We start from the raw sequence: 23,423 nt of genomic DNA on the forward strand, positions 1-23,423 counted from the left end.
GACTTTTCTACTTTTATTGTAGAGATTAATATGCGAAGAGAGGTTTCATACTATGAAATTTATTTTAATGTTAGTAGTGGCTCTATTTTTGACCGTGTTAAGTTTATATGCAGAGAGTTTTACAAAATCTGCAACCGTTAAGCCGGAGTTGGTTCAAACAGGGTCGCAAAAAGAGTGGTGCCCCGTATGCGGTATGAATATAGAGGCATTTTATAAAACTTCTCATACTTCAAAAATTCACAATCATAAAGATAGACAATATTGTTCGATGAGATGTTTAGCCGTTGATATGCAAGAGCATGAGATAAATCTTGACGATATAAAAGTCGTTGATGTTACAACTCAAAAACTCATTTATGCCAAGAGTGCATATTATATAGTCGGTTCTGATGTACAAGGCACAATGTCAAAGGTCAGCAAGCTGGCTTTTGGAGATAAAGAGGCGGCAGAAGATTTCAATATGGAGCATGGCGGAAAAATCGTTGATTTTAAAACTGCCTTGAAAATGGCGCAAGATTCACTCTCTTTAGATGTTGAAATGGTGCAAAATAAGAAGAACAAACAAGTTTATCCGATGGGTAAAAAAGTGTTTGAAAAAAATTGTAAAAATAACATAGATATTAACGCTTATTTGGAGATTAATGAGCTAAAAGCAGGTATAAGAGAAAAACAGCTTTGCGGTGATTTAAATGAGCCTGAACTTCAAGCCCTATCGTTATATCTTTGGGAAGTAAAAAGATTCGGCGATGCACAAAACAGCACTGATTTTATAAAAGTAAGCAAAGATGAGAAGTGTCCGGTTTGTGGAATGTTTGTCTATAAATATCCAAAATGGGCAGCGCAAATATTTTACAAAGATAAGCACTTATCTTTTGACGGCGCAAAAGATATGATAAAGTACTATTTTGAACATAAAGAGGGTATAAGTAAGATATTGGTTTCGGATTACTACTCTCAAAAAGCAATAGATGCTGCAAAAGCTTACTTTGTAATCGGCAGCGATATTTATGGACCTATGGGGCATGAGCTTATACCTTTTAAAAACGAGAGTGAAGCAAAAACTTTTAGCTTGGATCACAAAGGCGTAAAGGTTTTAAAGTTTGAAGAGATTAAACAAAAAGAAGTTCAAAAACTAGATGAATAAAAAAAGTAAGTTTTTGTTTTACTCTTTTTTTGTATCGGCAACTCTTTTTTTTATTGAAATCGGTTATCTTTACACTGCAAAAAGTATGGATAGAGATGCTCTTGATAAAAAAAAAGAGTTTGTAAAATCGCTAGGAATTCCGGATTTGGCGATTTCGACGGAGGCTTCGTATGTCAGACATAGAAGTTTGAGTGATCTTTTTTCAATCTATAAAGATGACGCTACATTAAGAGAGTATTTTGCATCGACTTATATATTTTCTCATTCAAATATTATAAACAACAAGAGCAAAAATGAGAAATAAAATCAATCTTTATGTAATTGAATATGCCATAAATTCGCTGCTTCGCCAGAAGTATAAAACTTTTTTTGTAACTTTTATTTTGAGTATTCTTGTCTTTTTGCTAAGTTCGCTCTTCTTTATAACAAACTCCATAAAATATGAACTTAAATCTACCGTAGATTCTCTTCCTGAAATAACCGTTCAAAAGATTAAAGCGGGACGACATTACGATATAGATATAAGTGTACTAGACGAAATTTTGCAAATTACCGGTGTAGAGAGTGCGGTTGCAAGGGTCTGGGGGTACTACTATTTTGAAAATGCGGGAGTAAATTTTAGCATTGTCGGTTTGGATGAGTATGAAGAGCAGTATAAAAACTCTTTTGTCGAAGCCGTAAAAGGATTGGATTTTAGCAAACCTTCCATGGTAGTGGGAGAGGGTGTTAAAAAAATTATGGATAAGAACTACTACAGAGAGTATTTTAACTTTATCAAACCTGACGGAACGCTAAAGAGAGTTGATATCGGCGGTCTGTTTAAGGGTGAGACGGAGTTGGAGTCAAACGATGTTATCGTTATGAGCAAAGAGAGTGTTAGAGAAATTTTTGATATGGAAGAGTCAAAAGCTACGGATATAGTAGTTAGAGTTGCAAATTTTAATGAAGTTGCGAAGGTGGCTTCAAAGATAAAACTTCTCTATCCTGATAGCAGAGTTATAACCAAAGATGATTTAAAGATAAGTTATCAAAATATATTTGATTATAAAAGCGGACTTTTTTTGGCGCTTTTTGTTGTTTCACTTTTTACATTTTTTATAATAGTTTATGATAAAGCAAGCGGGCTTAGCAGTGAGCAAAAAAGAGAGATAGGGATATTAAAGGCAATCGGTTGGAGAGTAAATGATGTACTTAGAGAGAAGTTTTATGAGGGCTTTATAGTCTCATTTTTCTCATATATGATGGGAATTATTTTGGCATTAGCTTTTGTATATATACTCAAAGCTCCGCTTTTGCAAAATATTTTCACGGGTTATTCTCAACTAAAAACATCTTTTAATCTCCCTTTTGTGCTTGATGTGCAAACTTTGGCTTTGATATTTTTTTTAAGCGTGCCGATTTATATAGCGGCGACAATTATTCCTTCATGGAGAAGTGCGACGCTTGAAGCGGATGAGGTTATAAGATAGTGATAGAGTTAAAAGAGATAATAAAAGAGTATCAAGTAAACGGTATAGATACGGTAATGGCGCTTAGGGGCATAAATTTGTATGTAAGAAGTGGTGAGTTGGTAGTTTTAAAAGGTGCAAGCGGTAGCGGGAAAAGCACTATTCTTTCGCTTATCGCAGCATTAAGCAAGCCGACAAGCGGAGAAGTTATAGTTAATGGAGATAGGATATCTAAACTTCCTGATAACTTTGCATCCGATTTTAGACGCCATAGCATAGGTTTCGTTTTTCAAAAATATAATCTCATACCGACCCTTAGTGTAAAAGAGAATATAATTTTACCGCTTGTTCCTATGAACTTAGAAACTAGAGATATTGAGGATAAGCTCTCTCGAGTCTTAAAGATGTTTCATATTGAGCATAAAGAGAATCAGCTTGTTAAAAATCTCTCAGGCGGAGAGCAGCAAAGAGTAGCAATAGCAAGAGCAAATATAAATAATCCACAAATTATTTTAGCAGACGAGCCTACGGCAAATTTAGATGAGAAACTATCCTTACACTTCATAGATATTCTTAAAGAGCTAAAAGCAGAGGGAAAAACTATAGTAGTAGCTACGCATGACCCGCTCTTTTTTGGACTTAACATTGTAGATAGAGAGATAGAGATTTATCAAGGAAGTATCGTTTAATGCTCTTAACCCCTGAAGTACTGACTATTCTTATCTTAAACGGCATATTTGCGCTCTTAGGCGTAGTGGCTTTTGTATTAAGCATAAGAATATATTTGGGATGGAATATAGACTCGACTTCGCCTCTGCAGTATAAACTTGAAAAAGAGAGCTTTTTAGCATCGACGATTATAAAATATATATTTAGCATAAAAGTACCGCTTTTTCTCTTTTTTGTTTTCGCGCTTGATAAGATATCAAATGTTATAACAGGTGCCATGTGCGCGGCAGGTGTTGTAGATGCTACGCAGATAGGGATGAGTCTTATCGTTTTAAAAATTATAAATTTATATCTGTTCGCTTATTGGTTAAGATTGCACTCTCAGGATATGACGGATAAAAATCAGCCTTATACAAAAGTAAAATTCGGACTCTTTATAGGGCTATTTTTTCTTTTTATGGTTGAGATTGTTTTAGAGGCTTTTATGTTTAGCTCCATTGAGATCAACAAGATGGTTAGTTGTTGCGGAAGTATATACTCAAGTTCTTCAACATCTGCCATCTCTACGCTCTTTACGCTGGACACATCTCTTTTACTTGCGCTGTTTTACGGCAATTACCTCTTGATAGTACTCTTTTATTTTTTAAAAAATAGACATATTTTCACTCTCTTAAACATAATTTTTATACCCGTTTCGCTTATATCGCTTATACTCTTTTTCGGAACATATATATATGAACTTCCTTCTCACCACTGCCCATTTTGTTACTTGCAGAGCGATTACTATTATGTAGGGTATCTTATATACTTTTTACTATTTATCGGAACATTCTACGGTTTGGTCGTGAGTTTTGTAAAAGAGTCAAAAGTAAGCTATAAAGTCTCACTTTTATTTAATTCTCTTTATGTTATATTGTTGACAATGTATGTAGTGATTTACTATATAAAAAACGGCGTTTTGCTATAAGGATATGTATGTTGAAGTTTAAGTTATTACCGTTTTTATTTATATTTTTTCTTTTTTTGGGTTGTGAGCAGAAGGTGGATAGCGGAGTCGCAAAAATAAATTGGGATAGAGACATGTGCGACAGATGTGTTATGGTTTTGAGTGATAGAAAGCATACTATTCAACTTAGAGATCCAAGCAGTAAAAAGGTTTACAAATTCGATGATATCGGATGTATGGTTTTATGGTTTAATGAGGAAAAGATAGCGTACAGAGATAGTGTTCAAATATGGATTACCGATGCAATAAGCGGAGAGTGGATAAGTGCAAGAGAGGCATTTTACACAACGCAGAATGTTACGCCTATGGCATATGGATTTAGCGCATATAAAAGCAAAGAGTCTATAAAAATAGGCGAAGAGATTATAACTTACGATGAGGTGTTAAAAAGAGTAAAATGAAAGCACACATAAAAAATATAGTTCTTTTTAAAAACATAGATGAAGAGACGATAAAAAAAATAGAGACTTTTACGACCGAGTACAAAATTCCTAAAGATAATATTGTTTTTTATGAGGGCGATGAACCGAAATTTTTGTATCTTTTAGTAAAGGGTGTCATTAAGCTCTATAAAACATCCTCAAGCCATAAAGAGATAGTGCTTAAATATTTTCATGACAATGAGTTAATCGGCGAAGTTGCAAACTTTGAAGGCATCCCTTATCCAGCAACGGCAAAAGCTTACAGCGATGTTGAGATTTTAAAAATTGATTTTGATAAACTAAAAGATATTATATTTTCAAATCCTAACATGGCGTTTAATATTCAAACATCTTTGATAAAAAAGATTAAAAACCTTGAAAATATAATATCAACAAACTTGGTGCTGGATTCAAGAGAAAGAGTTGCAAAATATATTTATAACCATGTCGATGATTTTTTTGAAACAAAAAATATAGAGATAGCAGAAGTGCTTGGAGTCTCACCCGAGACGCTCTCAAGAATATTAAAATTTTTCAAAGATAACAACATTATAAATGTTAAAACCAGATATATAAACAAAGAGGCGCTAATTGAGTATTTTTAGCAAAAACAGAATAATTATCTGGTTTTGCTAAGGTGTGTTAAATTTTTCCGTTAAGCAGTCTGATAAGAGCATCTGATATTTGATTGAAAGCCATTACCCTTTTTCCGTTATGGTTAGAAGCAAAGTTTTTTGCCGCTTCGTATGTTGCAAACGCTACCAAATCATCACCCGCAGGTGAAGTTACATTGCTTCCGTAAACAAAAAAAGCACCTCTTGCATTTATCGGTTTTAGCGTGTCAAAATCGGTAACCAATATCTCTTTAAAATCATCCTCGCTTTTTACTCCGATATCAAACCATTTTCCCGGAGTTTGATAGAACTCTATCATTGATTTAGGAGATGAAAAGAAAAGTTTTTTGCCGTTTGTAAGCGCTACTTTAGCAACCCATTTAGGTTCTTGATAAACTTTTATTTTTCTTACTATACAAGTTGACTCTTTGTCATAATCCATTTTGTATGATTCATTTGCGGCTAAAGTTGAAATTAGCGAGAGAGATGAAGCAATCACCAGCGATGTAAATAATTTTTTGTACATAAAAACTCCTTTTAAACTAAATCTTTTTTTTCAAATATTTTAAAACCTGCATAAGCAAAAGCCAATCCGATTAAAAGCGGATAACCTATCGATAAAAGAACAAACATACTTTGACTCATTCGATCAAGTATATAAAATGCAACCGGACCCATAACTGTAAGTTCGGGATCAAAAAGAGAGATAGCAGCCACTCTAAAGAGTTCCATAGGGTTAATCATAGATATAAATATAATTAGCTCCTCATTTAATCTTTGCTGCATCATTAACGATATAAGAGCTATATCAATAAAAGCAAGCAAAAATATCCATACGAAAAATGAGATTCCGAGTGCGACTTCTGATGATTTTACAAATGAAGATATAAAAAATGCAATTCCTAAAAAAGCGCTCGAGAGTGAAAAGAGCAGTCCCGTATATAAAAAGAAGATACTCCACGGAATTGCCGCACCTTTTATGAAACCGAAGATTATAGCGATAATCATAGCAAAAAGAACCGGTAGATATACCGTGATAAATCTGCCTATAATTTTACCCCAGTAATATTGTCTAAGCGAAATCGGAAAGGATAGCATATACTCAAGTATATGATTGTCTCTGTCGCCCGATATTGAGCGAACCGTGGTTATAAGTATAAATATAGGAAGAATAACTATGGTTATTTGAATGTACATAAGCAGAAGCCTGCTAAGTCCGCTAAATCCCATAACTTGTGATTCCGTCACTCCCGCTATAAAAAAGAGGGCAATCAACCCTCCAAATACAAGAGAATAAACTAAAAACCATTTGGCTCTTATGGACTCTTTTAAATCTAGGTATGCAATTAAATATAAATTTTTCAAACTAATCCTTTACTGTCCAAGTATCTGTTTTCTGATTTTTGGATTTGCCATATGTTCGCCTCTGAGCATCTTAAGCTTCACTTCATCTATCTTTATGAAGTTCTCTTTTTTATGTTCATAAGCGCTAAATCCATAATTCATTGGTGTTTTTTCGCTAATCGTAAAATATGCCGAAGAAGCTTCTATATATCTGTGCGTGTCGTTTGTAAAAACTTCTGTTTTTGCCGCAGCTATATCTATATTTTTATCTTTAGCCCATAGAACTAAACATCCTATATCGTCAAAATAGTAATTACTCGTATCTTTTAATATCTTTGCCGTATGGATATTTGATGAGGGCAGTTCCATATTGCATTTTGAGCAAATTTTATGGCTGCTATCTCTCTCTTTGGAAGATGAGGCTTCCGATGTGTTGCAACCCGTTATAAAAAACAGGAGTAAAAAATTTAAGATAAAAAATAAAAATCTAAAATCTCTCATCTGAAACTATTTTTCCCAAGTCCATATATATTTGTCTGTTTACAAGTTCTTGAACCTCTTCGAGTCTGTGCGTAACAAAGAGAAGAACTTTTTCATCCTCATTTTGTTTTAAGAGTCTATAAAAATCATCTCTTGCTTTTGGGTCAAGATTTGCAGTCGGTTCGTCGTATATGATGATACTGCTTTTTTTAGCCAAACTTATTGCGATAAGCAGTTTTTGTTTCATCCCGCCGCTTAGTTTGAAAAAAGATTTATAGAGATTGGATTTTATGTCAAGCTTCATTTCGTTTGAGTAGTGTTCAATGAGTTCTTTGTCTATGTCCGTACTCATGCAAATATACTGCATAAGCTCTTGAATGTTCAATTTAATCGGAGGAGGGAGTTGCGGTACGAAACTGATGTTTTGCAGCACTTTAACTCTATCTTTGATAGGACAAGAACCGTCTATCAAAATTTTTCCTAAATCAGGATGGTAGTATCCGAGGATTGAACGGATGAGAGTTGTTTTTCCCGCGCCGTTTGCTCCCATTAATGCGATGGAGTCATTTTTGTTAAATTCGCAGCTGACATCATCAAGAGATATATGCGAACCAAATTTTTTTGTAAGATTTGAAATAGTTATCATTTTTTACACCAAACTTTTCAGTCTAAAATCAAATTTTAGCGCATCTGCATGACAAACATCTATACATCTTCCGCAAAGCGTACAGTCGGCACCGGTTATATACTCTCTGGTTATACCTTTTTCTTCTCTTTGTTTGTCATATTTTGCTTTTGTAATCTCTAAAACTTGATTTTCAAAACAGACATCATGGCAAACCATACAGTGGTCGCAATTGTCATTCCACTCAACTCTTAGAGCTGAAATTTTTCCGATATAGCCGTATGTAGTTCCAATCGGACAGATGTATGTACACCAAGCTCTGCGAGAGTAAAAAACTTCAATAGCAAAAACGACTACAACCCATACTAAAGCCAAACTCCAACCATATGCAATCATTCTGCTAAGAATTCCGACAACGTTAAAAGTTTCAAAAACTAAAAAACCTGTAAAAAAAGATAGAATTAAAAAGATAGCCCAAAAGATATGTCTGACTCTATGATCAAACTTTCTCTCTTTAATAATTTTTTTATCTACTAGAGTATTGTGCCATTTTTCACCGATTTCGCTAAGTATACCGTAAGGGCAAACCCAAGCGCAGTAGCTTCTTCCGCCGATTAAAAGATAAAAAATCAGTATAGTTACGGTTCCGATTACCATATTTACAGGTAGCTCGTGAGTTGCTAAAAAAAGCTCCATAGTCGTAAATATATCTATGAGGTGAAAACCTAAAAATCTTGAACCGTTTAGTGTTCCCTCTAGCGTTTGAATATCAATCGAAAAAGATAGAAAAAATAGTAGATGTATAGATACTACCAATATCCATCTCTTCATTCTATAGCTAAAAAATTTTTTTCCATCTCTTGAGGTGTCAAAAAATGTTGACCAAAACGAAGAGTGTTTTATCGTTTCTCTATTGTTATACTTATCCATTTAAAGCTCCATTGTTTTTACTATTCAATTATTTGTTAACAGCTCCGGCACTATTAGAAAAATTTCCTATTTCATCGGCATATTTTTTCAATTCTTCTTCGCTGATATTTATCAATAGTCCTTTCATAATTATGTTCTCTTTTCTTCCGGCTTTAAAATCAATTAAATCTTTATATATTTTATCCGCATTTTGTCCGTAAAGTTTTGGTCCCATTAGCTTTCTTCCATCTTGCATTCCCGAACCGTCTACACCATGGCAAGCAGAACATCTAGCTTTATACTCGGCACTAACCTTAACTTGTCCGATATTCCCTGCCTTGTCTTTAAGTGCACTTAGCTGCTCTTGCTCTTTTTCTCTATCGCTTTTCTCTTGCGGTGGAGTTGCGGATGTTTGTTGTTGCTGCACGGCTACTGTTTTATTTCCGATATTCTCAGTAACTTTTGAGTGTTCTCCGCCATGATAAGCTCTGCCTTTTGAAGCTGTCCATGCCATTAAAGCAAATATTAGTATCGTTAAAAATCCTACAACTATATTTTTCATATCTATTTCCTCGCTTCTTTTATAATTTTGTTAAACTCAAATATCTCATTAGCCAATTCTCTTATCTCTTTTTCGTCCATTCTGTCTACTAGCCCGCTCATCAATACATTTTTTGAAGTTCCGTCTTTAAACTTAACTATTTTGTTAAATATGTAATCGGAATCTTTTCCAAGAAGTGAAGGACCGATAATCCCATTTCCATAATCATTATGACATGCAGAGCATTTGACTATAAAATTTTTGCTCAATTTTTTCATTCCCATAGAGACTTGAACTTGCTCATAGGGACTTCTGATATGAAGATTTGCTTCTAAAGGTGTTCTTGGATTTGTTCTTTCAGATGCATCGTTATTAGTCGGTTTTGCATTTAAATCATGTGACCCATGTGAATCATGTTCGCTTTTTGCATTGTAGTCGTAGTAGTAAGATTTACTTTGATTTTCATCATACTCCTTTTGGGCAACTTTAATCTCTTTTGCATTTTCATTTTGAACAACTTCTATCTTTTGAGTAGGAGCAGTTTGTGAAGATAATGAAGCACTCTCATTTGTCTTCTTGTTTTTTTCATTGTTGTCACTACATCCTGTAAAAATACTCAACAGTAAACCAGAAATATAAAACAGACTTTTTAAACTATTAATTTTCATCTTTTATCCTTAATTTTTGTTTGCATAATACTGCTCGTAAGTAACTCTAGGTTTAACTACGATGGATGGAGTAGTTGTCGGGCATACCTCTTGGCAAGCTCCGCAACCGATACAGCCGTCATAAATTTGAGGTCTATTTCCGCCGCCGCTATCTTGTACCATAGCAATAGCGCTTAAGGGATTTGGAATAGGGCACATATCTGCGCATAAGGTACACTGCTTGCCTTCAAATGCATCAAATTTTTCTAAAAGCTTGATTTCAAGTTCATGAATATTTACTACGGAATTAGTAAATTTATGCATTCTTTTGTTGTAGTCCTTAGGAATAGGCGTATTTGTCATGGCAATACAAGTATTTGGGAATTCCAATACGGCAATCCCCATTTTAATATCTTGCGGCTTTTCGCAGTGGTGATCCAATGCTCCGCTTGGACATGCAAGTACGCACGGTACGGCGCTGCAAGCATAACAGCCTCTTTCATTTGCATCTATGTACGGTGTGCCGACGCCGTGACCCATACCAAAATCTGAAAGTTTTATAGAGTGGTAAGGGCAAACTTGAAGGCATTGACCGCATTTTATACATAGTGCTAAAAATTTTTTCTCATCAACTGCACCGGGCGGTCTTAATCTGTTTTCGGCTTTGAGTACATAAGGGCTAAATACCATTCCTCCGCCTAAAACAAGTCCAAGTACTCCTAGCGTAGAGTATTTGATAAACTCTCGTTTGTCTGTTTTAACTTTTTCCATGTTTATCCTTCAGTCTTAACTATTGGTTTTTTATCTTCAAGTAAAAAAAGCGGCTTTGTAAAAGGAGCCAGTTTCGCCAAAAAATTTAGCAAAGAGATAACAGGCGATCCGTAAAAAAATTTCACGTTTGGATTATAAAGCCAAAGCTGATCCGCATATCGATAAACTTTATGCGGCGTGTCGCCTATATTATCGCCGTCTCTATCGAAACCTTCGTAATTATCCCAATAATTTTCTCTTATATCATTGTTATAAGTTTTGCTTGATTTACCGTCATTTACGACATCTTCGATATTTCCCATTATCTTATTGTTCTTTATAATATTATCTTCGCTTAGTGAATGAAAATGAAGTGCTTCGGCATTGTATAATATTTTATTATTTTCAATCCAGTTGTTAGTCTCCGGTTCAAACGGGGATCTGTCGATATAGAGACCCTGTGCACAGTAAAGAATAGTATTGTCTTTTATTGTAAAGTTCGTAACTTCTTTTAATCCTATGCCCATACCTGTAGCGCCCAAAGAGCTTTTTATTATATTGCCTGATGCAATTGTATCTTTTGAGTACATAAAAAATATCCCTACGGAGTTGTATTGATATCTATTGTTTATTACATTGTTTTTACCGGCATACATAAAGTGAAGAGAATATCTGCAATACTCGCCGACATTCTCTTCTATGGTATTTCCGTGGCTATACCAAACAACCATATCACGAGAGTGAATAAGTGAGTTTTTTTTGACAATGTTGTTGTTGCTATACCAAAGTCTTAAACCGTCTCCTTTTAGTCCAAGCTCAAAATTCTTCGATGTAATTCTATTGTTTGATATTATGGAGTTGCTTACCATCTGCATATCGATGCCGAATAAGCAATCATCTATTACGCAATCGCTAACTTCACACTGCTTTGCTTCAGATATAGTGATGGCAGCATCAATTTTTTCATGTCTGGCACCGCTGTTTATAATTTTTAAATTTTTTAGCGTTACAAAAGAACTTTTAACAGTTATTACGGTTCCCTCTCCCTCTCCGTCAATTATAACACCGCTTTCTTTGCCTATAATCGTTAAAGGTTTGTCAATAGTTATTTTACCTTTATAGACTCCCGCAGGCAATTTTAAAATTGATCCGCTAGGAGCATTGTCAATTGCCTCTTGCAGTACGCTAGCACTTAACTCGGCGGTAAGAAAAACTATGGTGAGGAGGAAAATTCTAAACATATCTATAAATTCGACTCTTTAAGAGCTTTTTGCTTTGCAAAAAAAGCAAGCAGGCTCAATAAACTAATTACGACAATTAGATAAAAACCTATAGCCGGATATGAGTGAGTTACGAACTGAGCTATTTTTCCATCACCAAAAACCGTCGGCATAAAAGGTTTTATTTTAAATGCGCCCCAGTCATGAAGATTGTGTCCAAACCAATAGAGCCAATAAGAGTAATCAGCAATAAAAAGCAGTGGAAGCGATGCAGGTATCAAGACAATATAGTTTAAAAATTTTGAATTATAAGCTATGAAATAGATCATTCCCAAAGAGAGAGCTAAAAGAGCATATATGCCTATTTCTCTCTCAATTATACCGCCAATCCACATCGGATCCATTCCGACATAGTGGTTGATTGTATTCATTTCATGCACTTCCCCGCTATAACCGTCAAAATGAAAATATACCGGGATACCCTCCGGAAAAGCCTCTTTAGGGTAGTTTGGAGCTTCAAGCGAAACTGCCCAAATCGGCAGTGAAGCAACACCGATTTCCGATGAAGAGTCTATCATTTTTTCTAAATTATTATGAGCATCTTTGGGTGTAGTAACACTTTTATATCTACCTTGGTTGTATAGATTCCAAATAATTTTACTTAATGATGAGACTTCATCTTTCTTTCCGGCATCAATTTGGTTTAGCGTACCGTGAAAAGCAATCATCGGAAGAGTAAAAGAGAGTGTTAAAATAACTAAAGCTAAAGTTGCAAAAAACCTTGCTTTTATTAAACTTTTGTTCATAGCAAATGTTCCTTTTTTGTAAAATAAAGATTGAAAATTAAAAATAACCCTCAAGCTTTATTTTTTTAGATGTATTATATAACTATATTTCTTTTATAAGCTTAAATAATAAAAAAATTAATCAATCAAAAAAAAAGGGGGAGGAAAAACTCCTCCCCCTTTTTTTATAGTTTAAATCTATCTATTAGAATAGATTTGCATTTTGATCTACCCATTTTAGGTATTCAATAATGTTTTTAGTATCTTTTTCTTCCATATGCTGATTCGGCATTTTTAGATTAAAGTAATCAATCATACCTTTTACATAAGGGTCGTTGTACATAGCTTCAGGTTTCATAACGAAATCTTTAACCCATTTTTCGCCGTCTTTACCGTGTCTTGAAAGAACACCCGTTAAGTCCGGACCTGATGAAACTTTACCGATAACATGGCATCCGCCACATCCGCCTTCACCGAAAGCTTTTTCACCTGCAGCCGCAGCATCAGACTGTTTTGTAGCAATTAATCTTACAAGTGCATCTTTTGCTCTAATTCCAACATCCGCAGTTTTAACTTGCAGCTGCCAAATCATGTTTTCAAAAAGAATAGCTTTTTCCATATCGCCTGCTTTAACTGCAGCATCCGCCAGTTTTTTCTGTGCAGGGATTTGGTTGTATTGGTCAAATGCATCCGTTACAAGGTCAGCAACTACTTTATGTTTTTCATATTTGTTGTCTTTTAAGAATTTAACAACAGATTGGATAACTGCATCAGTAGCGGCATTTGTTGCAACAGTTTTGTCATACTCAGCTTTAAGTTGTGCAGGAGTCATTGTTTGCATTTTTGTTTTTTGAGCACTAACATATTTTTTGTTAGGATCTTTAACCATTAAGTAACCCATCATCTCTAAGTGTAGTGCAGAACAAAACTCAGTACAATAGTAAGGGAAAACCCCTTCCATATCAGCTATAAATTTTATACTTGCAGTTTTACCCGGTTCTAATGACGCGTGAACATTGTAATGATCTACCGTAAAACCGTGAGCCTCATCTTGAGCTCTCTCAAGGTTTGTTAGGTACATTGTAACTTCGTCACCTTTGTTTACTGTAATTCTTTCAGGATTGATGTGTGAGCGAACCATAGTTGCATATACTTTAACTTTGTTTCCGTTTCTCTCAATTCTCTCTTGACCAGCAAGTGTTTTACCTTCGTGAACAGAATCTGTTCTTGAGTTGGTACCCATTGCATATCTAACATGCCCATTAAGTTTTTCAGCTCTAATCGCAACAGCGTTGTGAGGTTCACCTAACGGTAGAGGCATGTCAACAAGTAAATCCATTTTTTTACCGCTAATATCAATTAACTGGTGGTTTTGTGGATGTAGTGGACCGACATTTTGGAATCTATCAATCGCAAGTTTGTTTAGAGCGATAATATATCTTCCTTGAGGATCCATTGTTTCACTCTCCATGCCGCACAAGTGACCGATGTTATAGTGAACATTTTGTTTATCAATAACTTTTAGAGTTTTGTAGTTCCATTTTACAACTTGACTATCAACATAGAGTGAAGTATATATCTCGCCGTCAACAGGAGAGTATTGACTATGCAATGGCCCCAGACCCAACTCAGCTTGACCGTGTAGAGATTTTTTCATATCTAAGATAGGAATCCCGAATGGGTCTTTTCCTGCATACTCTTTGTTTTTAATAAGTTTTTGAATTTTTTCAAAACTAAAAACAGAAGCGTGTGTATCTAATTTTCCACAAACAGTGATGTAATTACCATCAGGAGAAACATCCACACCGTGCGGTGATTTTGGTTCAGGAATTAAGAATAATGCATCATTTTTAACAGCTACTTCCATAGGGATAACTTTATGATCATTGATAATTTTTACATTTTTAGAGTCTTTTGCAAGTTCTGCCAATTTTTTCCAGTTATAAACATGTAAAAAGTCAGTATCATTTCTACTCATACCTGCTTCGTTTGGCGGCATACCTACTTCGATTCCGCCTGTGTACATTTCACTATTAACAGAGTTAGTAAAACCCCAACCGTCAGACACGGCTTTACCGGAGTCACTTAAATCTTGCATATATGGAGGCATTTCAATAGTAAATGATTCTTTTTCTTGGATTCTACCTTTTTTATGGTCAAATCTCCACATTGTAACACCGCCGCGGTAATCCTCTTTATAGTCTTCAATCGGATGGTAATTATTATCAAATGGAGCAGCGTATTGACATGCTTCTAAGATAAAATCACTATTTTGAGTAAAGAAAGCTCCACCGTGAGATGATTTGAATACAGGATTAACAACAATCTGTTTAGTTTCAAAGTCTGCTAAATCAATAATTGCTATACGAGGGTTTGCTTTATCGTTAATCGCTAACCACTTACCGTCATATTTTCCATCTTTTTCCGATAACGCAGGGTGGTGAGTATCTCCCCAATTAATCTCTTTGCCTCTAATATTACCTTGTCTAAGAACTTTTTTAGATTCTTCATCGAATCCGTATCCTTGCCAAGGTTCAGGAGTAAATACACCAATGTATTTTAAAATTCTCATAGACGGTACACCGTAAACAATTACTTGCCCTGATTGCCCGCCTGAACTAAATACTACATACTCATCTTTAACACCTGAAGGGTTGTAAGTTTTTGCAGCACGAACTACATCAACTTCGCTTAAGCCCCTTTTCTTCATTACCTCTGCTAATTCACCACCTGCAGCAGCTAATGCCGTTGCAACCAGTGAAGTGCCTAGGATAATCGAAGAAAACTTACTGAAATGTCTTTCCATAATATTCTCCTTAAATTCCTTTGAGTTTTACACAATACTCAAATGATAATATAATATTAATCTAATTCAAGGACTCAAAATTTGACTAAGGTCAAATTGTTTAATTAATTTTTATTTTTAAGGTTGGGTTGTATAGGAGATTAGATTATCCAAATCACCTCTTAAACTCTTTAATCCATTTGCCATAGAGCTTAACTCTTCAAGTGATTGTATTACTGCATCCTCTTTTTTTCTTAGCTCTTTATCTCTTGAGTTTTCATTCATTGTATATATCAAATCTATTAGATCTTCTATATTTTGTTCTACGATTTCTAGTGACTTGTAAGAGTGTTCTATGGAACTGCTTGAGTATTTAATAGAATCATTTATTCTTTGTACAAGTGTATTGAAATTATCTTTTGCTTGAGAAATATCGTTTATACCGTCATTAATTTCGATAGGTTTTAACTCTTTAATGGATGAGTTTGAGATAATTGCTTTTGATGCCGTGAGAAATTTTTGCATAAAAGCCATTATTGTTTTTAACTGGGTAAATACATATATAAGCAGCAACACTAACATTGCAAATAGTATGTATTGAATTAGTTTGTATATATTTTGTTTTTTATCAAAATCAATCTGTTTTGCTATGATTATTTTGTCAAACTCAACAATCAACTCTAAGTTAGTGTTGTAAATATCTTTTACGCTTTTTTCAAGAATAATGTTTGAATAGAGTGATTTGTTATTTATCTGATCTCTAAAATGTTGTACATGAAGATAAAAATTATTCCATAATTTTATGATTTGCGCGCTTTTTTCTAGCTCTTCATTTTTAATATTGCTTAAAAATTTTTTTATAGAGTTGTCTAGGCTCTGCGTAGAGCTGCTAGGGTTTTTGTAGATATAAAAAATATTTTTTGATATCTCTTGTGTAAAATCTTTTTGTTGGCTCATAATATTTATAAAATCATTATGAAGCGAGTTCTCTTTTGATGTATGGTTGAATAGCAGTGCTAAGGTCATAGAGAGTGTAAATATAAGAGCACCGACAATTTTAATTCTTTGCATATCCTACTCCTCGCAAACGGATATTAGAGCTTCTTTATCCAAAACTACAACTTTTCCGTTAATTGAATCAATTATTTTATCTCTTTTTAGCCTATTTAAAACTCTTGATAAAGTTTCCGGTTGTATGTGCAGTATAAGTGATATTTCAGCTCGTTTTAATTTATTAAAAATATCTAAATCATCATGTAGCATCATAGCGACTTTTACAACCGAGTTAAAAATAAACTCTCTATTTATAAGAGATTGAAGTTGTTGAGATCTTAAAATAATCTCATTTGTAAATTCAGAACATAAATAGCCTCTATCTATAAAAAAATCTTTAAATTTTTTATAATCAATATTGAGTATTTGGGAGTCTTCAAGCAGTGCTACATTTGAAAAAGAGCTAAGCGTATCTTGTTTTATATTTGATATTTCAGATATTAAAGAGTTGGCATATATATAGTGTAAAAATATTTCATTATTGTGTTTGTCGATTTTATATGCTTTTGATAAACCGCTTAAAAGAAATAAAAGAGAGTTGTTTTTGTTTTTTTCATAATAAACAACATACCCTTTAGCATATGTATTTATTGTAGATATGGATGCTAAAAGCTCAATTTGCTCTTCATTTAGAGATGAGAAGAAATTTAAAGAAGTTATGGCGCCTTTAGTAGAGATAAAATTGCTCATTATCTATAGTTTTGGACAACTCTCTTGAGATATGTCAAATCTAAATAACTCTGCTTTAGTAAGTGCACTTTTATATATATAGCGAATGGATATATTTGCTTCCAAAAAACGCTTTGAAGTTTTACAAGTTCCTTCCGTAACCGCTTTTTTCATTCGGCTGTGATCCTCTTTTTTTACTGTTTCATCGCTTTTTGGAGCCGTATTAATCTCATAAATATATACTAAAGTTGTGTTGTCGGCTTGCGCGTCTATAAGTTTTGTATATTTGTCGACTGTTTGCGGAAGTGATTTTGAAATCTCTTCTGCAGCCAATTTTGTAATCTCTTTGCCTTGATCTTTTATAGCCTGCGGTGATAACTCTTTATTTTGAATCTGTGTTGCCGACGCTAAAAGAGGCAGCATTATGGTTAGAGCAATAAAAAAAGATTTCACTATACGCCTTTAATAATGGAGTGGAAATAAAATATAAAATAATTCCCGACAAAAGTGAAGGGAATTAGTATCTAATGAAGAGATTTAGTCTTGTTGTTGTCTCATATAAGATGGAATATCTAGGTGGCTTCCGTCAAGATCACCGCCGACAACTAGCCTTGGACGAATTTTTGCAATAGGAAGCATAGATTCGCTCACAAAGCTTTCGTTATTTGAGCTGGAACTAAAATTTTTTTCAAAACCTGTTGCTATGATAGTTATTTTGACATAGTTTTCAGGAAGAGTCTCATCAGTTGAAGTACCAAAAATTACATCGGCATCTTCATGTGCACTCTCTTGAACTACAATCATAGCTTCTGATGTTTCTATCATAGGAAAATTAGGATGCATATGAAAGTGAACAAGAACACCCATCGCGCCGTTTATAGATACATTATCAAGAAGAGGAGACTCAATTGCCGCCTTAATCGCTTCATAAGCTGCGTTTTCACCTTCATACTCACCTACACCCATAAGTGCCATACCTTTATGACTCATTACGGTTCTTAAGTCGGCAAAGTCAAGATTAATATCATTTTCGCCGTTTGATAAGATAACTCCTGCAGTTCCGCTAACAGCTTGAGCTAGAACACTGTCAACAATTTTAAAACTATCTTTTAGACCAAGTTTTCTGTCAATTATAGAGAGTAGTTTGTCATTTGGAATAACAACGATAGAATCGCTCTCTTTTTTTAGCTCTTCAAGACCGGCATTTGCAAGTTTTAATCTTTTTGGCGCTTCAAACATAAAAGGTTTTGTAACGATTGATATAGTTAGTGCATCTACCTCTTTAGCAATTTTTGCTATGATAGGAGCAGCACCGGTACCGGTTCCACCGCCAAGACCTGCTGAGATAAATACTATGTCGGCACCTGTTAGTGCTTTTTTTATCTCATCATAATTCTCTATTGCAGACTCTCTGCCGATTTCGGGTTTCATCCCTGCACCAAGTCCTTTTGTAAGTTTGGCACCGATTTGAATCGTAGTCGCATTTTTTGTATCTTTTAGAGCTTGAGCATCAGTGTTGATTATAATCATCTCTATACCGCTTACGCCTTCTCTGATCATATGCCCGATCATATTGCCGCCACCGCCGCCGACGCCGACAGCTACGATTCTAGCTCCGCTAATTTTACTTGCTTCTTCTATTAAAAATGGTTCCATAATCTCTCCTTAAAATAACTGGTTTGCCCAGTTCCAAAATTTACTAATCGCTCCGGCCTCTTCACTCTTCTTCTCTTTTTTTGTTGGGATAAAAACCATTTTCTCTTTTTTCTCATCGGCATTAAGCAGTTGAGAAGATAAAATAGCAAGATCATCTGTTAGATTTACACTGGTTTGTTCTGCAGGTGCTTCATTTGAGTGCCTTATTCTTTTATTTGCATCTATCTCATACGGGGTGTATGCAGATGCGGCATATAAAACAAGACCGATAGCGCTTGAGTATTGAGGTGAGCGAAGATTTTCAAAAAGTCCGCTCATCTCTTTTGGTTTAGCAAGACGAACCGGAACGGAACCAAAAGTTGCAACTGCTAACTCTCTTATTCCTTCCATTTGTGAAAAACCGCCGGTTAAAACTATGCCGGCGCCGATTTTGTCTTTTAATCCGCTGTTTTCAATGAACTGAGCCAAAATCATTAAAGTCTCTTCAACTCTTGCATAAATAACATTATGCACTACTTCAAGAGAGACTTCATGAGTTGTATTTTCATCGCCTATTATAGGAAGTTCGATTAGGTCATTGCTAGGATTTAGAAGTGAGCCGTAATTTAATTTTACGCTATCGGCAATATTTAACGGTGTATGAAGTGCCATAGATAGGTCACTCGTAACATGATTAGAACCGACTCCTAAAAAGTCATTGTATACAATAGAATTGCCGGAGTGAATAATTATATTGCTTGTGTTTCCGCCCATATCTATAAGAGCGACACCTAGCTCTTTTTCATCATCATTGAGTGTCGCTATAGAAGAAGCATAACCAGCTAGAACAATACTTTCAACTTCAATGCCTGCACCGCGAACTGCTTTTCTAAGATTGTTTAAATTTGATTTTTGAGTTGTAATAATATGGGTATCGACTTCAAGTCTTGAGGCATTCATCCCCATCGGATCTTCTACATGGTCTTGATCGTCAACTTTAAAATTATAAGGCAGAGCATGTAAAACTTCGTACTCGTTTGGAATGTTTGCGTTATAAAGAGATGTTTGCATAACTCTCTCTATCTCTTTAAAAGTTACTTCTTTGTTTTGAATATTTACGATACCGCTTGCATTTATACTCTTTGTATAGGCTCCCGATATAGAGACTATCGCAGTTTTGACTTCACTTCCGGCTATTCTTTTTGCATCGTTTACTGCAGTTTTTATAGATTTTGAAGCAAGCTCAATATTTGTTATGCTTCCTCTCTTAAGCCCTTGTGCTTTTGAAATTCCCGCACCTGTTATAGCTATGGAGTTGTCACCGGCTATTTCAGCGATGATTGCACATATCTTTGTAGAACCAATATCAATGGCTAAAACAGTTCTGCTCAACTTATAGTCCTTGGATAAAAATCTCGGTTTTGTACTTGTTTTGTAAGTTCTTGACTAAACTTTCATTAAACATAGCACTCTTTAATCTAACAATTTGATTGTCTTGATTAGTGTTAGTGTTACTAAGCATTTTTTGTTCCAAAATATTGTACATTACAATATTTCCGTTCTCTAAAGTAACAAACCCTTTTTTGGTTTGGGTAGTAAAGAGTGTGCTTAAAAATTCATTCGCTTCTTGGGTGCTTAAATCTGTTAGTTTGTTAGAGTCGTTTCCTGTTATAAAATCAGTTGTATTTCCGCTAAATGTATTAAACGAATTTTTTGCCAACTCTAAAAGTTTTGTCTTTTTTTGTTCTGCCGTATATATAGAAGCAACTTCTTTTTTAGCCTCTTCATAGCTTTTTGCCGTTGATGGGCTTGTTTTTACAAGCTCAAAAGTAATATAATCGTCTCCGACCATAACAGGTTTTGAAAACGGTGATGCAGATGTCAGTTTTGATACTATTTCAAATGCTTCGGTACCGAAAGGGTTGTTGCTTGCAGAGAGAGTAGAGCTGTTTATCTCTACATCTTTAAGCTCGCCTTTTTTATATGCTATATATGATTTTAAAGCCTCTTTTTTAGTCTCTTTGGCATTTAAAGCCTCTTTGATTTTATCTTTAGCTGCATCTAAAGAGAGCAATTTCCCCTCTGCGTCTTTTAAGCTGTTTTTATTTTCATTGTAATATTCGTTAATTGCCGCATCATCATGTTCTTTAGAGATTTTTGCTTGTTTAATGAATTTTACATCATAGCTAACTTCAGTCATAAATTTGTTTTGCATTTTTTCCCAAAAAGGTTTTAGAGCTTCATCAGACATATCAATGCTAATTTCGCTAGTTTTTAAAACTTTATAGTTTACTTTGTCTGCAATATTCATTGCGGTATCTAAAATCTTTAGTTCGCTATCTTTTGTTTTTATAGGAAGAAGAGCAAGGGCTTTTTGAATTAGCAGCTCTTTTCTTGTGCCGGCTTCATACTCTTTGATGCTTAAGTTGTTTTTGGAAAGAACATCTTTATATACATCTTTATTAAAAACGCCGTTTTTAAAGAAATAATCTTTTGTTTTAATATTAGCCAACAATTCATCATCGCCAACTTGTAAATCATATGATGCAGCTAAGTTTAAAATTAAAGCCTGCTGAGTTAAAAATTGAAGAGCTTGAGATTTAAGACCGAAACTTTTAGCTTTCTCTTCATCGAAATTGCCCTGAAACATTTGATTATATTGTGCATAAAGATTTGAGTAGCTTTTTTGCAGCTCGCCCATTGTTATCTCAACATTACCTACTTTTGCGACAGCCCCTGCTTTATCGCCGTATTTATATTGACCCCAGCCAACAAAACCGGCTCCAACAAAAGCGATTGTAGAAATCCAGATAGTAATAATGAGATATTTTTTATGTCTTTGCATCCATGTAATCATTGAGTTAAGAGCCTTGTATATGGTATTTTTGTAATTTTAGGTAAATTCGTATTAAACCTTGATAAAAAGAGTTTAAACTTCTTAAATAGGTGTAAATAATAGAAATATAATTGAAAAGGTGGTAAAATCAAAACAGAGAGTCAAAAAAGGATTTTTTATGAGTAGTATTGCAAAATATTCAAATATTAAAGAAGAGTTACCAAAATTACCCGAAGTGTTACTAAATACGATTCAGTCCGATGTTTTAGAGATAAAAAGTGTTGATAAAACATGTGAAAAGTATCTTGAAACATGTTCTAATACACCCGGATTTAAAGATGTCTATTATGTAGTTTATTCAAAGTATATAGGTAAAGACAATCATAAATATGAAAAATTTATATTTTTAGGTAAAGAGGGAGAAGAGCTTTTTGATGTAAGCGGAACAGAGATGGAGTTATACGGACTTCTTTCGTGTACTGCTCTTAATTACACACAAGAGTATGAAGCTTCTATGTTAAAAAGATAAGATATATGACTAATTTTGAGTTAAAAAGTAGAGACTTGGATGTTTTGTGGCACCCTTGTACTCAAATGAAAGATCATGAAACTCTTCCTCTTATTCCTATTAAAAAAGCTCACGGGGTTTATTTAGAAGATTTTGACGGTAACAGCTACATAGATGCTATAAGCAGTTGGTGGGTTAATCTTTTCGGTCACACAAACGGTTATATAAACTCTAAGATTAAAGAGCAGTTAGATACGCTTGAACATGTCATACTCGCGGGTTTTACGCATGAACAGGCGGTAAGATTATCCGAGAGGCTTGTAAAACTATCACCCGATGGTCTAAAAAAATGTTTTTATGCAGATAACGGTTCAAGTGCTGTTGAAATCGCGTTAAAGATGAGTTTTCATGCTCATAAAAACAGCGGTAAAAAGAAAAGTGTTTTTGTTTCGCTCACTAACTCATATCACGGTGAAACAATCGGTGCGCTTAGTGTGGGTGATGTAAAACTTTATAAAGATACTTACGAGCCGCTTCTGATTCAAAGTATTCAAACTCCGGTACCAAAAGATATGAGTTTGGAGGCTGCTAAAATTGCTGCAGATCAGTTTGAAGAGTTGTGTAGCAAAAGAGCCGATGAGATAAGTGCGATTATACTAGAACCGCTAGTGCAGGGTGCCGGTTCTATGCATATGTATCATAAAGAGTTTTTGGTTTTAGTACATAAAATTTGCAATAGATACGATATTCATCTGATTGCCGATGAAGTTATGGTAGGTTTTGGCAGGACTGGAGAGATGTTTGCATGTCATAGCGCTAACATAACACCAGATTTTCTTGTTTTATCCAAAGGCTTAACAGGCGGCTATTTACCGCTTTCAGTCGTGCTAACAACAAATGAAATTTATGCTAAATTTTACTGTGATTATAATGAACATAAAGCTTTTTTACACTCTCACAGTTATACCGGAAATGCTCTTGCTTGTGCCGCAGCAAATGCTACTCTTGATCTCTTTGAGAGAGATAACGTTATAGAAAAAAACAGAGTAACCACAAAGTATATGAGCGAAAAACTCTCAAAGTTTAAAGAGCTAAAAAATGTTGCATCCGTTAGACAAACGGGAATGATTTGTGCGGTAGAGTTAAAAGGGTATAGACCTGAAGATAGAATAGGGCTAAAAGTCTATCAATACGGACTTGATAATGGTGTGTTATTGCGCCCGCTTGGAGATGTAGTCTATTTTATGCCGCCATATATCATAACTAAAGATGAGTGCGACAAGATGATGGATACCGCTTATGAGGCTATAAAATTACTTTAAGGGTTAGGAGT

At 34.6% G+C, this 23,423-nt stretch carries 26 protein-coding genes; 9 read left to right on the plus strand and 17 right to left on the minus strand.

Annotated elements, in window-relative coordinates; translation table 11 throughout:
- Positions 1-52: 52 nt before the first annotated feature.
- Genes PHQ93_RS09390 through PHQ93_RS09420 form a run of 7 tightly spaced genes read left to right on the plus strand, consistent with a single transcriptional unit; the run spans position 53 to position 5,294 of the window.
- The gene (locus tag PHQ93_RS09390) at positions 53-1,144 is read left to right on the plus strand and encodes a nitrous oxide reductase accessory protein NosL (protein ID WP_299943568.1); all 1,092 of its coding nucleotides are present in this window, start codon (positions 53-55) and stop codon (positions 1,142-1,144) included.
- Positions 1,137-1,448, plus strand: a complete 312-nt coding sequence (locus tag PHQ93_RS09395; protein WP_299943571.1) for a hypothetical protein — start codon at positions 1,137-1,139, stop codon at positions 1,446-1,448. Before PHQ93_RS09390 ends, PHQ93_RS09395 begins: the two co-directional genes overlap by 8 nt.
- Positions 1,438-2,613, plus strand: coding sequence for an FtsX-like permease family protein (locus PHQ93_RS09400; RefSeq protein ID WP_299943574.1), 1,176 nt, complete (start codon positions 1,438-1,440; stop codon positions 2,611-2,613). The genes PHQ93_RS09395 and PHQ93_RS09400 overlap by 11 nt, the downstream gene beginning before the upstream one ends.
- The gene (locus tag PHQ93_RS09405; RefSeq protein ID WP_299943577.1) at positions 2,613-3,281 is read left to right on the plus strand and encodes an ABC transporter ATP-binding protein; all 669 of its coding nucleotides are present in this window, start codon (positions 2,613-2,615) and stop codon (positions 3,279-3,281) included. The genes PHQ93_RS09400 and PHQ93_RS09405 overlap by 1 nt, the downstream gene beginning before the upstream one ends.
- Positions 3,281-4,228, plus strand: a complete 948-nt coding sequence (locus PHQ93_RS09410) for a hypothetical protein (protein ID WP_299943580.1) — start codon at positions 3,281-3,283, stop codon at positions 4,226-4,228. The genes PHQ93_RS09405 and PHQ93_RS09410 overlap by 1 nt, the downstream gene beginning before the upstream one ends.
- Before the next feature lie 8 nt (positions 4,229-4,236).
- Positions 4,237-4,668: a hypothetical protein gene (locus tag PHQ93_RS09415; protein WP_299943583.1), complete on the plus strand. Its 432-nt coding sequence runs from the start codon at positions 4,237-4,239 to the stop codon at positions 4,666-4,668.
- The gene (locus PHQ93_RS09420; RefSeq protein ID WP_299943586.1) at positions 4,665-5,294 is read left to right on the plus strand and encodes a Crp/Fnr family transcriptional regulator; all 630 of its coding nucleotides are present in this window, start codon (positions 4,665-4,667) and stop codon (positions 5,292-5,294) included. The genes PHQ93_RS09415 and PHQ93_RS09420 overlap by 4 nt, the downstream gene beginning before the upstream one ends.
- A 37-nt stretch (positions 5,295-5,331) precedes the next feature.
- Here PHQ93_RS09420 and PHQ93_RS09425 read toward each other — a convergent pair whose 3' ends face one another.
- The 17 genes from PHQ93_RS09425 to PHQ93_RS09505 form a co-directional block, all read right to left on the minus strand.
- Entirely contained in the window at positions 5,332-5,829 is a 498-nt protein-coding gene (locus tag PHQ93_RS09425) for a nitrous oxide reductase accessory protein NosL (protein WP_299943589.1), read from the minus strand.
- Positions 5,830-5,840: 11 nt separating this feature from the next.
- The gene (locus PHQ93_RS09430) at positions 5,841-6,668 is read right to left on the minus strand and encodes an ABC transporter permease subunit (RefSeq protein ID WP_299943591.1); all 828 of its coding nucleotides are present in this window, start codon (positions 6,666-6,668) and stop codon (positions 5,841-5,843) included.
- Positions 6,669-6,677: 9 nt separating this feature from the next.
- Entirely contained in the window at positions 6,678-7,148 is a 471-nt protein-coding gene (locus tag PHQ93_RS09435; RefSeq protein WP_299943593.1) for a hypothetical protein, read from the minus strand.
- A complete protein-coding gene (locus PHQ93_RS09440) occupies positions 7,135-7,773 on the minus strand; it encodes an ABC transporter ATP-binding protein (RefSeq protein WP_299943595.1) in 639 nt (212 codons plus the stop codon). The genes PHQ93_RS09435 and PHQ93_RS09440 overlap by 14 nt, the downstream gene beginning before the upstream one ends.
- Positions 7,774-7,776: 3 nt before the next feature.
- Entirely contained in the window at positions 7,777-8,682 is a 906-nt protein-coding gene (locus PHQ93_RS09445) for a NapH/MauN family ferredoxin-type protein (RefSeq protein ID WP_299943598.1), read from the minus strand.
- A gap of 28 nt (positions 8,683-8,710) precedes the next feature.
- A complete protein-coding gene (locus tag PHQ93_RS09450; protein WP_299943601.1) occupies positions 8,711-9,223 on the minus strand; it encodes a c-type cytochrome in 513 nt (170 codons plus the stop codon).
- Between the two features lie 2 nt (positions 9,224-9,225).
- Positions 9,226-9,870, minus strand: coding sequence for a hypothetical protein (locus PHQ93_RS09455; protein WP_299943604.1), 645 nt, complete (start codon positions 9,868-9,870; stop codon positions 9,226-9,228).
- Positions 9,871-9,879: 9 nt separating this feature from the next.
- Positions 9,880-10,620 carry a 4Fe-4S dicluster domain-containing protein gene (locus PHQ93_RS09460; RefSeq protein ID WP_299943607.1) on the minus strand — a complete coding sequence of 247 codons (741 nt, stop codon included), beginning with the start codon at positions 10,618-10,620 and terminating at the stop codon, positions 9,880-9,882.
- Positions 10,621-10,622: 2 nt separating this feature from the next.
- The gene (locus PHQ93_RS09465) at positions 10,623-11,840 is read right to left on the minus strand and encodes a nitrous oxide reductase family maturation protein NosD (protein ID WP_299943611.1); all 1,218 of its coding nucleotides are present in this window, start codon (positions 11,838-11,840) and stop codon (positions 10,623-10,625) included.
- Positions 11,841-11,842: 2 nt separating this feature from the next.
- Positions 11,843-12,625: a cytochrome C gene (locus PHQ93_RS09470; protein ID WP_299943614.1), complete on the minus strand. Its 783-nt coding sequence runs from the start codon at positions 12,623-12,625 to the stop codon at positions 11,843-11,845.
- A gap of 184 nt (positions 12,626-12,809) precedes the next feature.
- Positions 12,810-15,410, minus strand: a complete 2,601-nt coding sequence (gene nosZ / locus PHQ93_RS09475) for a Sec-dependent nitrous-oxide reductase (RefSeq protein ID WP_299943617.1) — start codon at positions 15,408-15,410, stop codon at positions 12,810-12,812.
- 117 nt (positions 15,411-15,527) lie between these two features.
- Positions 15,528-16,460, minus strand: a complete 933-nt coding sequence (locus PHQ93_RS09480; protein WP_299943620.1) for a hypothetical protein — start codon at positions 16,458-16,460, stop codon at positions 15,528-15,530.
- 3 nt (positions 16,461-16,463) lie between these two features.
- Positions 16,464-17,132, minus strand: coding sequence for a Crp/Fnr family transcriptional regulator (locus PHQ93_RS09485; RefSeq protein ID WP_299943623.1), 669 nt, complete (start codon positions 17,130-17,132; stop codon positions 16,464-16,466).
- Between the two features lie 3 nt (positions 17,133-17,135).
- Complete coding sequence (locus tag PHQ93_RS09490; protein WP_299943626.1) at positions 17,136-17,564, minus strand: hypothetical protein; 429 nt, start codon at positions 17,562-17,564, stop codon at positions 17,136-17,138.
- An 84-nt stretch (positions 17,565-17,648) separates the two neighbouring features.
- On the minus strand, positions 17,649-18,767 hold the full coding sequence (ftsZ, locus tag PHQ93_RS09495; RefSeq protein WP_299943629.1) for a cell division protein FtsZ: 1,119 nt from the start codon (positions 18,765-18,767) through the stop codon (positions 17,649-17,651).
- A 9-nt stretch (positions 18,768-18,776) separates the two neighbouring features.
- Positions 18,777-20,138, minus strand: coding sequence for a cell division protein FtsA (ftsA, locus tag PHQ93_RS09500; RefSeq protein WP_299943632.1), 1,362 nt, complete (start codon positions 20,136-20,138; stop codon positions 18,777-18,779).
- A 1-nt stretch (position 20,139) separates the two neighbouring features.
- A complete protein-coding gene (locus tag PHQ93_RS09505) occupies positions 20,140-21,603 on the minus strand; it encodes a peptidylprolyl isomerase (RefSeq protein WP_299943635.1) in 1,464 nt (487 codons plus the stop codon).
- A gap of 157 nt (positions 21,604-21,760) precedes the next feature.
- On the opposite strand from PHQ93_RS09505, the gene PHQ93_RS09510 reads away from it, so the two are divergent.
- Positions 21,761-22,111, plus strand: a complete 351-nt coding sequence (locus PHQ93_RS09510) for a hypothetical protein (protein ID WP_299943637.1) — start codon at positions 21,761-21,763, stop codon at positions 22,109-22,111.
- A 5-nt stretch (positions 22,112-22,116) separates the two neighbouring features.
- Entirely contained in the window at positions 22,117-23,412 is a 1,296-nt protein-coding gene (locus tag PHQ93_RS09515; protein ID WP_299943640.1) for an adenosylmethionine--8-amino-7-oxononanoate transaminase, read from the plus strand.
- The last annotated feature ends 11 nt before the right edge of the window (positions 23,413-23,423 follow it).

The sequence above is a fragment of the Sulfurimonas sp. genome (assembly GCF_028714975.1).
Taxonomy (GTDB): domain Bacteria; phylum Campylobacterota; class Campylobacteria; order Campylobacterales; family Sulfurimonadaceae; genus Sulfurimonas.

What these genes read in the sequence shown, in the direction of transcription:
- PHQ93_RS09435 (WP_299943593.1), bottom strand. Translation starts at nt 7,148, where the DNA reads ATGAGAGATTTTAGATTTTTATTTTTTATCTTAAATTTTTTACTCCTG.
- PHQ93_RS09410 (WP_299943580.1), top strand. Translation starts at nt 3,281, where the DNA reads ATGCTCTTAACCCCTGAAGTACTGACTATTCTTATCTTAAACGGCATA.
- PHQ93_RS09415 (WP_299943583.1), top strand. Translation starts at nt 4,237, where the DNA reads ATGTTGAAGTTTAAGTTATTACCGTTTTTATTTATATTTTTTCTTTTT.
- PHQ93_RS09510 (WP_299943637.1), top strand. Translation starts at nt 21,761, where the DNA reads ATGAGTAGTATTGCAAAATATTCAAATATTAAAGAAGAGTTACCAAAA.
- PHQ93_RS09420 (WP_299943586.1), top strand. Translation starts at nt 4,665, where the DNA reads ATGAAAGCACACATAAAAAATATAGTTCTTTTTAAAAACATAGATGAA.
- PHQ93_RS09400 (WP_299943574.1), top strand. Translation starts at nt 1,438, where the DNA reads ATGAGAAATAAAATCAATCTTTATGTAATTGAATATGCCATAAATTCG.
- PHQ93_RS09485 (WP_299943623.1), bottom strand. Translation starts at nt 17,132, where the DNA reads ATGAGCAATTTTATCTCTACTAAAGGCGCCATAACTTCTTTAAATTTC.
- ftsZ (WP_299943629.1), bottom strand. Translation starts at nt 18,767, where the DNA reads ATGGAACCATTTTTAATAGAAGAAGCAAGTAAAATTAGCGGAGCTAGA.
- PHQ93_RS09390 (WP_299943568.1), top strand. Translation starts at nt 53, where the DNA reads ATGAAATTTATTTTAATGTTAGTAGTGGCTCTATTTTTGACCGTGTTA.
- PHQ93_RS09450 (WP_299943601.1), bottom strand. Translation starts at nt 9,223, where the DNA reads ATGAAAAATATAGTTGTAGGATTTTTAACGATACTAATATTTGCTTTA.
- nosZ (WP_299943617.1), bottom strand. Translation starts at nt 15,410, where the DNA reads ATGGAAAGACATTTCAGTAAGTTTTCTTCGATTATCCTAGGCACTTCA.
- PHQ93_RS09445 (WP_299943598.1), bottom strand. Translation starts at nt 8,682, where the DNA reads ATGGATAAGTATAACAATAGAGAAACGATAAAACACTCTTCGTTTTGG.
- PHQ93_RS09455 (WP_299943604.1), bottom strand. Translation starts at nt 9,870, where the DNA reads ATGAAAATTAATAGTTTAAAAAGTCTGTTTTATATTTCTGGTTTACTG.
- PHQ93_RS09465 (WP_299943611.1), bottom strand. Translation starts at nt 11,840, where the DNA reads ATGTTTAGAATTTTCCTCCTCACCATAGTTTTTCTTACCGCCGAGTTA.
- PHQ93_RS09505 (WP_299943635.1), bottom strand. Translation starts at nt 21,603, where the DNA reads ATGATTACATGGATGCAAAGACATAAAAAATATCTCATTATTACTATC.
- PHQ93_RS09470 (WP_299943614.1), bottom strand. Translation starts at nt 12,625, where the DNA reads ATGAACAAAAGTTTAATAAAAGCAAGGTTTTTTGCAACTTTAGCTTTA.
- PHQ93_RS09480 (WP_299943620.1), bottom strand. Translation starts at nt 16,460, where the DNA reads ATGCAAAGAATTAAAATTGTCGGTGCTCTTATATTTACACTCTCTATG.
- PHQ93_RS09460 (WP_299943607.1), bottom strand. Translation starts at nt 10,620, where the DNA reads ATGGAAAAAGTTAAAACAGACAAACGAGAGTTTATCAAATACTCTACG.
- PHQ93_RS09425 (WP_299943589.1), bottom strand. Translation starts at nt 5,829, where the DNA reads ATGTACAAAAAATTATTTACATCGCTGGTGATTGCTTCATCTCTCTCG.
- PHQ93_RS09395 (WP_299943571.1), top strand. Translation starts at nt 1,137, where the DNA reads ATGAATAAAAAAAGTAAGTTTTTGTTTTACTCTTTTTTTGTATCGGCA.
- PHQ93_RS09440 (WP_299943595.1), bottom strand. Translation starts at nt 7,773, where the DNA reads ATGATAACTATTTCAAATCTTACAAAAAAATTTGGTTCGCATATATCT.
- PHQ93_RS09515 (WP_299943640.1), top strand. Translation starts at nt 22,117, where the DNA reads ATGACTAATTTTGAGTTAAAAAGTAGAGACTTGGATGTTTTGTGGCAC.